Origin of the sequence: Mesorhizobium sp. M0701 (assembly GCF_040320365.1) — a bacterium.
Classification (GTDB): domain Bacteria; phylum Pseudomonadota; class Alphaproteobacteria; order Rhizobiales; family Rhizobiaceae; genus Mesorhizobium.
Genome location: NZ_JAMYPO010000092.1, coordinates 1 through 6,434, shown reverse-complemented (window position 1 = coordinate 6,434; position 6,434 = coordinate 1). Strand labels below are relative to the sequence as shown.

Sequence of the window (6,434 nt, the reverse complement as noted above, 5' to 3'; positions counted from 1 at the left end):
GGACGGCTCCCTTGTTTGAGATCTCAACGAACTCATTCTGGCACATCCGATGCCGTCGGGCGCCGTCCACCCCATCATGCCGTGACGTCAGCCGAAGAATACAGCGGCTCAGAACGGCGCTTGTATCCGCAACTGTGCCAGCTACCCCTTCAGCCATGACCGGCTATACCTACATGACCGCGAGCCAGAAGCGCGGCACGATCTACATCGGCGTCACCAACGATCTCGGCCGCCGCATGCCGGAGCACAAATCCGCCCAAGGTTCGCACTTCACCGGCCGCTACGGCGTGCAGCGCCTGGTCTGGTACGAGGAACATTTCGACATTCGTGACGCCATTCAGCGCGAGAAGTCGCTGAAGCGCTGGCCGCGGCAGTGGAAGATCGAGCTGATCGAGAAGACCAATCCAGAGTGGTTCGAGCTTTTTCGCGGAACGGGGTGGTAGTTCGGTTCTGGTCCGCAGGCGCACTGCCGCGTGGTAACGGCATGGATCCCAGGGTCTGCGCCGCGTCGCTTTGCTCCTTGCTCCGCCCCGGGATGACGAATTGGAGGGATGTTTCAGCCAATCTCCGAAGTTAGCGGTTTGCCACTGAAATTGGCCGCTGACAGAACTATCGACGGTTGCTGCCGATCGGCTTTGCGAGTAGCGCAAACGCCCATCGCTTCGTCATCCTGGGGCGGAGCAAGGAGCGAAGCGACGCGGCGCAGACCCCTGGATCCATGCCGCGACATCAGAGCGCTGCCGCGGTGCGGAATTGTGCTCCGCTGCACTCTTCGGCTAAGGTTACCGCATGGATCCCATGGATCCCAGGGTCTCCGCGACGGCGCTTCGCTACTGCTTCGCCCAAGGATGACGAAGTTGGGGAAGTTTCGGCCGATCCCGAATGTTTATGATGGTCCAACGAAACGAACGATGAAATCTTGGCTGCCGATCGGCTTCCAACCCGTCAAGATCGCCGTGCCGGGACTGACTGCTGCCCACCCCGAGCCGTCTTTCGCGTCGGTACTAAGCGTCAGATTTTCACAACCAGACCATGATTCCGAACCGAAGGTCCGCGTACGCGAAAAGTGGAAACCGGTTTTCAAAAAGATCGTGATCAAACAAGAAGATCACGTGCGCTGCAGATCGATCCGGGTGGTCACCACACTCTTCCCGGTTTTCGGATCGGTATCGACGACGGTCAGCCGCATGCCGTCCTCGCCGGTTTTCTCAACCGTCATTTGCGCCTTGCGATCGCCATTGACCTCCTTCGCCCAGCGGATGCCGAGATTGATTGCATTGCCGGAGCGGCTGCCGCTCAATTGCGCCGGCCCGGTGCGCGATCCAACATAGGTGCCGGTGTATTTCGTCCCGCTGGACCTGAGGTCCGCGCTGATGGCGCGCGTCACCACTATAAGACCGCGGCAGCTGCCGTCGAGCGACAGCGAGCTCGACGTTGCGTCGGAATTGAAATGACAGGAGACATTCACCGTCGGCGCATCGGTGGTCACCTTGACGATGCCTTTGCCGGCGAAATTCCCCTGGAATGAGCGAAGAAAATCCGGATCGTCGGCATGCGCTGCCCCGGCCCCGGCCGTCAGGCAGCCGGCAAGTACAAATCGTGCAAGTGATTTCATCGGACCGCTCCTCGTTGATATCCAAAACACAGCACGCAAACACTGAGGGACCAACGCTCCCCTCAGCGGCGGGTTCCGGCTTCAACATCACTGTTTGCAACGCTGCACGGCTGGCCCAGCCGAATGCGTCGGCTAGCGGTTGCGATGAGCGCTCCGGCTTGCGACATAACCGCATGGCACCCGCACCCTCGATCCCCAAGGCCGCGTTCTGGATGGCGCTGTCGATCGCCTCGTTCCTGGCGATGTCGGTGGCCGGCCGCGCCACGACGGCAGAACTCAACGTCTTCCAGGTGCTCGAGCTGCGCTCGGTGATCGGCTTTTTCATCCTGTTGCCGCTGGTCATGATGTCAGGCGGTTTTCCGGCGATGCGCACCGGGCGCCCGCTGGCCCATCTCGCCCGCAACGTCGTCCACTATACCGGCCAGGCTGCCTGGCTCTACGCCCTGACGCTGATCCCGCTTGCGGTGCTGATCTCGATCGAATTCACGACGCCGATCTGGACCGCGCTGCTGGCGGTCGCTTTCCTCGGCGAAAGGCTCTCCCGGCCACGGCTGGCGGCGATCGTGCTCGGGCTGATCGGCGTGGTGATCATCGTGCGTCCGGGCGTCGGCGCGGTCAATCCGGGGCATGTTATCGTGCTGGGAGCCGCGGTCTGCTTCGGCGTCTCGGTGGTTCTCGTCAAGTCGCTGACGCGGACGGACAGCGTCGTGCGCATCATCTTCTGGATGCTGATCATCCAGTCGCTGCTTGGCCTCGTCCCGGCGCTCTACGAATGGCAAAACCCGCCGCTTGAGCTCTGGCCGTGGATCCTGCTCATAGCCTTCACCGGCATGTCGTCGCATTTCTGCATGGCCCGCGCACTTGTCTATGCCGATGCGACGGTCATCTCGCCAATGGACTTTTTGCGCGTGCCGCTGTCGGCGGTGATCGGATGGCTGCTCTATCACGAGCAGATCGACGCCTTCACCGCCGGTGGCGCCCTGCTGATCCTCATGGGAAATCTGCTCAACCTGCAGCGGAGAGCACCGCAACCGGCGGAGATCGCCGCTTCATAAGCGTGCGCTAACTCTTAGACCAGTTCCACCTCGACCACGCCTGGCACCGCCCGCATCGCCGACGCGATCTGAGGCGATACGCGGTAGCGGTTGGGCAACTCGATCTCGACCTCGCCCTCGCCGCCTTCCTTGATGACGATGATGCTCACCTGACTGTCGCCACGCTGGCCAAGCTGCGATTGGATTGTCGATGCCGGTGCGTCATTTCTGACGAAGATGCGCAACGCTTTCTGGATACGGCTTGCCTCTTCCTCCAATGACTGCACGGTCTGGATGCGCAGATTGACGCCTTCAGGCCTGTCCTCGGCCGAAACGGTGATCACCACCGAGCGGCCGGGTTCGAGCAAGTCGCGGTATTGCGCCAGCCCCTCGGAAAACAGCACCGCTTCATACTGGCCCGACGTGTCGGAGAACTGCACGACGCCCATCTTGTTGCCGGTGCGCGTCTTGCGCTCCTGCTTGGTGGTCACCGTGCCGGCGAGCCGGCCGGCGGCAGCACCGCGTTTGACGGCGGCCGAAAACTCGCCCCAGGTCTGCACCCGCATTTTCTGCAGCGCCGCCTTGTATTCGTCGAGCGGATGCGCCGAGAGATAGAACCCGACCACCTGGAATTCACGGTGCAGGCGGTCGGCGGCGAGCCAGGGATCGGTCGCCGGCAAGTTGAGCGCCTGCGACTGTGCGCCCAGCGAGGCGCCAAAGATGTCATGCTGGCCGGTGACGGCATTCTGCTGCGCCAGCGACGCCAGCCCCATCATCCGCTCGACGCCGGCCATCATCGCCGCACGGTCATGACCGAAGCAGTCGAGCGCGCCGGCCATGATCAGGCTTTCGAAGACGCGCTTGCCGACGATCTTCGGATCGACCCTTTCACAGAAATCGGCGAGGCTCTTGAAGGGTTTTTCGCCGCGCGTCGCGACGATGTGCTCGACCGCCGCGTCGCCGACGCCCTTGAGCGCGGCCAGCGAATAGAAGATGCGGTTCTCGCCGACCTCGAAATCCCGGAACGACGTCATGACCGACGGCGCCACCACCTCGATGCAGAGGCGCAGCGCATCCTGGCGGAAATCGGCGAGCTTGTCCGTATTGCCCATGTCGAGCGTCATCGATGCCGCCAGGAATTCGACGGGGTAATGCGCCTTCAGATAGGCGGTCTGGTAGGAGACGACGGCATAGGCGGCGGCATGCGATTTGTTGAAACCGTAGTCGGCAAACTTTGCCAGCAGGTCGAAGATGAAGTCGGCTTGCGGCTTGCCGACGCCGCGCTCGACCGCGCCCGAAACAAAGCGCTCGCGCTGCTTGTCCATCTCGGCGCGGATCTTCTTGCCCATGGCGCGGCGCAGCAGATCGGCTTCGCCCAGCGAATAGCCGGAGAGCTCCTGCGCGATCTGCATCACCTGTTCCTGGTAGACGATGACGCCTTGCGTCTCCTTGACGAGATGGTCGATCTTCGGGTGGATCGACGCCATCTCCTCCTCGCCGTGCTTTCTGGCGTTGTAGGTCGGTATGTTCTCCATCGGCCCCGGCCGGTAGAGCGCGACCAGCGCGATAATGTCCTCGATACAGTCGGGCCGCATGCCGATCAGCGCCTTGCGCATGCCGGCACTTTCCACCTGGAACACGCCGACCACCTCGCCGCGCGACAGCATGGCGTAGGTTTCGGGGTCGTCGAGCGGAATGTGGGCAAGATCGATCTCGATGCCGCGGCGGCGGATCAGCTTGACGGCCCTGTCCAGCACCGTCAGCGTCTTCAGGCCAAGGAAGTCGAATTTCACCAGCCCGGCCTGCTCGACATATTTCATGTTGAACTGCGTGACCGGCATGTCCGAGCGCGGATCGCGGTACATCGGCACCAGCTCCGACAGCGGCCGGTCGCCGATGACGATGCCGGCGGCGTGCGTCGAGGCGTGCCGATAAAGACCTTCCAGTTTCTGCGCCGTATCGAGCAGCGTCTGCACGATCGGCTCACGCTCCGCCTCTTCGGCAAAGCGCGGCTCGTTGGCGATGGCGTCGGCGAGCTTGACCGGATTGGCCGGGTTCGACGGCACCATCTTGCTCAGCTTGTCGACCTGCCCGTAAGGCATCTGCAGCACGCGGCCGACGTCGCGCAGCACCGCGCGCGCCTGCAGCGTGCCGAAGGTGATGATCTGGCCAACCTGGTCGCGGCCGTATTTCTGTTGGACGTAGCGGATGACTTCCTCGCGCCGGTCCTGGCAGAAGTCGATGTCGAAGTCGGGCATCGACACGCGGTCGGGATTGAGGAAGCGCTCGAACAGCAGCGAAAAACGCAGTGGGTCGATGTCGGTGATAGTCGTGGCATAGGCGACCAGCGAGCCGGCGCCCGAACCGCGGCCCGGGCCGACCGGAATCCCTTGTGCCTTGGCCCATTTGATGAAGTCGGCAACGATCAGGAAATAGCCCGGATATTTCATCTTCTCGATGACGCCGAGCTCGAAATCCAGCCTTTCGCGATATTGCTCGACGGTATAGCCGGGCGTCGGGCCGTGCGCCGCCAGCCGCGCCTCCAGCCCTTCATGCGCCTGCCTGGCAAGCTCCTGCGCCTCCGCCTTGACCGCAGCATCGGCGTCGGCGACATCGCGGCCGGCAAAGCGCGGCAGAATCGGATTGCGGGTCTTCGGGTAATACGAGCAGCGCAGCGCGATCTCGACGGTGTTGTCGATTGCTTCCGGCAGGTCGGCGAACAGCCTCGCCATATCGGCCTGGCTTCTCAGGAAGTGGTCGGGCGAAAGGCGGCGGCGATTGTCGGCCGCAACCACGGAACCTTCGGCGATGGCGATCAGGGCGTCATGCGCCTCATAGTCTTCACGAGAGAAGAAAAACGCCTCGTTGGTGGCAACCAGCGGCAGATCGTGGCGGTAGGCGAGGTCGACCGACGACTGCTCGATGGCGCGGTCGTAACCGGAGACCCGCTCAAGCTCGACATAGAGCCGGTCGCCGAACAGGCCCTTGAGCGCCGAGAGCCGGGTCTCGGCGAGTTCGCGGCGATCCTGTTTCAAGGCAGTGCCGATCGGACCGCGCGGCCCGCCCGTAAGGCAGATCAATCCGTCGGTGTGGCCCTGCAGCATCTCGCTCGTCAGATGCACCGCTTCGCCGGGCGGTGTCTCGAGGTAGACGCGGCTGACCAGCCTGACCAGATTGCCGTAGCCGGCCTCGGTTGCGGCGATCAGGACGACCGGCCGCATCTCCGGTCCTTGCCGCCTGCGGTCGCGCTGGCTGTCGCTCGCCTCGCCGGAAAAGGCGAGGTCGATCTGGCAGCCGATGATCGGCTGGATGCCGTCCTTTACCGCCTTCTGGGCGAATTCCAGCGCGCCAAACAGATTGTTGGTGTCGGTGACGGCGATTGCCGGGCATTCGTCCTGCACCGCATGGCCGACGATCTTGCCGAGCTGCAAGGCACCTTCGAGCAGCGAATAGGCCGAATGCACGCGCAGATGAATGAACCGACGCGCCGCCGCCTCTGCCCGCGACGCCTTTGCATAGGCCTCGCGCAGCAAGGGATCGCGTGGAAGTCTCTCATCCGCCATGGTTTTTTCGCGCCGCCTCACAAGGACTCAGTCGATGAAGATGTATTGTCCGGCACCGGGTAACACGAGTCCAGCGGAAGCGATTGGAGCTTTGGAAGTTTAGAGCAACCGCCGAAGCTGCCAATCTCCCCCCCTTGAGGGCACTAGGGCGTATACACATCTTGCTGCGACGGATTGACTCGGTTGTGACGTGTCGGATTCCGCCGGCGTGTGCTGTATGAT

Annotated in this window: 4 protein-coding genes; 2 read left to right on the top strand and 2 right to left on the bottom strand. The window is 62.9% G+C overall.

All coding sequences use genetic code 11. The features are described from left to right. Positions 1-155 precede the first annotated feature (155 nt). Entirely contained in the window at positions 156-443 is a 288-nt protein-coding gene (locus NKI24_RS35425) for a GIY-YIG nuclease family protein (protein WP_352750783.1), read from the top strand. Between the two features lie 665 nt (positions 444-1,108). Here the strand turns inward: NKI24_RS35425 and NKI24_RS35420 are convergent. Continuing rightward, on the bottom strand, positions 1,109-1,615 hold the full coding sequence (locus tag NKI24_RS35420; protein ID WP_352750781.1) for a hypothetical protein: 507 nt from the start codon (positions 1,613-1,615) through the stop codon (positions 1,109-1,111). Between the two features lie 173 nt (positions 1,616-1,788). Between NKI24_RS35420 and NKI24_RS35415 the strand changes: the two genes are divergently transcribed. Further along, positions 1,789-2,670, top strand: coding sequence for a DMT family transporter (locus tag NKI24_RS35415; RefSeq protein WP_352685082.1), 882 nt, complete (start codon positions 1,789-1,791; stop codon positions 2,668-2,670). A 14-nt stretch (positions 2,671-2,684) separates the two neighbouring features. Here the strand turns inward: NKI24_RS35415 and dnaE are convergent, their stop codons facing one another. Next, on the bottom strand, positions 2,685-6,212 hold the full coding sequence (gene dnaE, locus NKI24_RS35410) for a DNA polymerase III subunit alpha (protein ID WP_352750778.1): 3,528 nt from the start codon (positions 6,210-6,212) through the stop codon (positions 2,685-2,687). Between the last annotated feature and the right edge of the window lie 222 nt (positions 6,213-6,434).

What these genes read in the sequence shown, in the direction of transcription:
- dnaE (WP_352750778.1), bottom strand. Translation starts at nt 6,212, where the DNA reads ATGGCGGATGAGAGACTTCCACGCGATCCCTTGCTGCGCGAGGCCTAT.
- NKI24_RS35425 (WP_352750783.1), top strand. Translation starts at nt 156, where the DNA reads ATGACCGGCTATACCTACATGACCGCGAGCCAGAAGCGCGGCACGATC.
- NKI24_RS35415 (WP_352685082.1), top strand. Translation starts at nt 1,789, where the DNA reads ATGGCACCCGCACCCTCGATCCCCAAGGCCGCGTTCTGGATGGCGCTG.
- NKI24_RS35420 (WP_352750781.1), bottom strand. Translation starts at nt 1,615, where the DNA reads ATGAAATCACTTGCACGATTTGTACTTGCCGGCTGCCTGACGGCCGGG.